General features: G+C 72.8%; 3 protein-coding genes. All 3 read right to left on the minus strand.

Annotation, left to right across the window (positions count from 1 at the left end):
* Positions 1–58 precede the first annotated feature (58 nt).
* Positions 59–358 (minus strand): putative quinol monooxygenase, encoded by a 300-nt coding sequence (locus ACFU7Y_RS43240; protein ID WP_380771946.1) that lies wholly within the window; start codon positions 356–358, stop codon positions 59–61.
* Positions 358–645 carry a hypothetical protein gene (locus ACFU7Y_RS43245; RefSeq protein WP_380771947.1) on the minus strand — a complete coding sequence of 96 codons (288 nt, stop codon included), beginning with the start codon at positions 643–645 and terminating at the stop codon, positions 358–360. Before ACFU7Y_RS43245 ends, ACFU7Y_RS43240 begins: the two co-directional genes overlap by 1 nt.
* A gap of 95 nt (positions 646–740) precedes the next feature.
* On the minus strand, positions 741–2,048 hold the full coding sequence (locus tag ACFU7Y_RS43250; RefSeq protein ID WP_380771948.1) for a glycoside hydrolase family 18 protein: 1,308 nt from the start codon (positions 2,046–2,048) through the stop codon (positions 741–743).
* Positions 2,049–2,189: the final 141 nt, after the last annotated feature.

Consider the following 2,189-nt stretch of genomic DNA (forward strand, 5'->3'; position numbering starts at 1 on the left):
ATCCTGGAACCCAGGGATCGGCCGGGGCCCACGGCCGTTCGAGGGGCGGGGAGTGCGCTCAGACGGCGCTCGCGGAGACCGGGACGCTGGGGTGCACCTCGCGCTCGACCCGCGGCAGGATGTCCGGGATGTAGATCTTCCGGATCGCGTCGCCGCCGCCGTGCGCCTCCCAGGCCTCCCGGGTCGCCCAGCGCTCCACCAGGACGAAGCGGCCCGGGTCCTCCTGCGAGTGGTACGCCTCCCAGCCGACGCAGCCGTCCTCGGCGAGGCACAGCGGCCGCATCCGGGCCAGGGCGTCGGCGACCGCCGGGACGCCGTCCGGCTCGGTGACCCTGACGATGACGATGAGGTCGAACATCACTGCTCCTTGGCGGTGGTGGGGTCGGTCTCGGCGGCGGCCCGGCCGAGCTCGGGCAGCCACTCGGCGACGGGGGTGAACCGGTGGCCGAACGAGCCGGCCCGGTCGGCCGGCACGGCGAAGTCGGCCGGGCGGGAGAACGGGTGCGGGTCGGGATCGCCCGCCGGATCCTCCTTCCCGACCACCTGGGCCTTCGGCCCGGTCGCCCCCTCCACCGAGGCACCGACATCGTAGACGTCGGCGGTGTCCGGGGAGGCCACGGCGAACGCACCGGTCACCTCGTTCACGGCCGCCCGGGCGAGCAGCCGGCGCAACCGGCGGTGCGGCAGGGCCCGCCGCGGGTGCGTCCGCGGCGGGCCCTGGGCGCGGGGCGGGGGAACGGTCAGTCGCGGCGCAGGCTGCGGTCCAGCGCGGCGATCGCGCTGCCCTGGGCGTCGTCGCCGTCCAGCGACCAGACCATCACGCCGGCCAGGTCGTTCCAGCGCGTGTACCGCGCCTTCTGGGTGAGCACCTCGGCGGTGTCGTAGCTGTAGAAGGTGGTGCCGTCGTACTTCCAGGACGCGCCGTGGTCGCGGTCCACGTAGACCTTGCCCGGCAGCGCGTTGATCTCCTGGTAGGAGTGGTCGGGCGCGGCCGCGGTGGCGCTCTGGAAGAGGCCGCCGCGCTTGCCGGGGGCGACGCCGGTCCAGCCGTGGCCGTACAGCGGGGCCCCGAGGACGAGCTGCTCGGAGGGCAGGCCGCGCTCCTGGTAGTGGGTGACGGCCGTGTCGGCGCTGCGCCGGCGCGGGTCCGGGTCGGCCGGGTCGGAGTACAGGTTGGCCTGGTGGTTGGCCGGGCCCTTGCCCTCCCACGGGCCGTGCAGGTCGTAGGTCATCACGTTCAGCCAGTCCACCGACTCGCTCAGCTCGGGCAGTTCGAGCCGGTCGGCGACGGTCTCGTTGGCGGCCACGGCGGCGGTCAGCAGGTAGCGCTTGCCCTTCTTGCCGCTCAGCGCGTCCAGCTGGTCGCGGAACTCCCGCATCAGCAGGGTGAAGTTGCGCCCGTCCTCGGGGCGGACCACGTTGCCCGCGTCGCCGCCGCCGCCCGGGTACTCCCAGTCGATGTCGATGCCGTCGAAGACGCCGGCGGCCGCGCCCTTGCCGCCCTCCGGGGAGTCGGCCAGGACCGGCAGGTCGCCCTTGAGGTAGAGGTCGATGCAGGAGGAGACGAACTTCTTGCGGGCCTGGTCGGTGGCGGCCGCGTCGGAGAAGTACTTGGACCAGGTCCAGCCGCCCAGCGAGATGACCGTGCGCAGCTGGGGGTTCTTCGCCTTGAGCTTGCGCAGCTGGTTGAAGTGGCCCTTCAGCTTCTGGCCCGGCGCGTCTGCCACGCCGTCCACCGACTCGGTCGCGGAGAAGGGGCGCTGGTAGTCGTTGCGGGCGTCGCCCTGGCCCGCCTCGTTGCTCTCGAAGCAGGTGCCGTCGGCGGAGACGTTGCCGAACGCGTAGTTGATGACGGTGAGCTTGGCCGCCTGGCCGGACTCCTGGACCCGCTTGGCGGAGCTGTCGGCGCCCCACTGGGTGAAGTAGCCGACCCGCTGGCCCTTCAGCTTCGGGCCGTGCCGTCCGTCGGCGGCGTTGGCGGTGGCGGGGGCGGCGAGCAGCGCGGCGACGGTGGCGGCGGCGAGCAGGGCTGAGGCGCGAGTGGGCATACCGGACCTGTTCTCTGAAGCGACGTCAAATGGTCTGGACCAGATGAGAGAGAGGTTTAGTCCATCTGCCGTTCACCGCACAAGAGGACGGGCCCGGTCGGTGCAGCATGCAAAAGGGGGCCGGACCGCGAAGTGCGGTCC

This window comes from Kitasatospora sp. NPDC057542, assembly GCF_042801945.1.
Lineage (GTDB): Bacteria > Actinomycetota > Actinomycetes > Streptomycetales > Streptomycetaceae > Kitasatospora.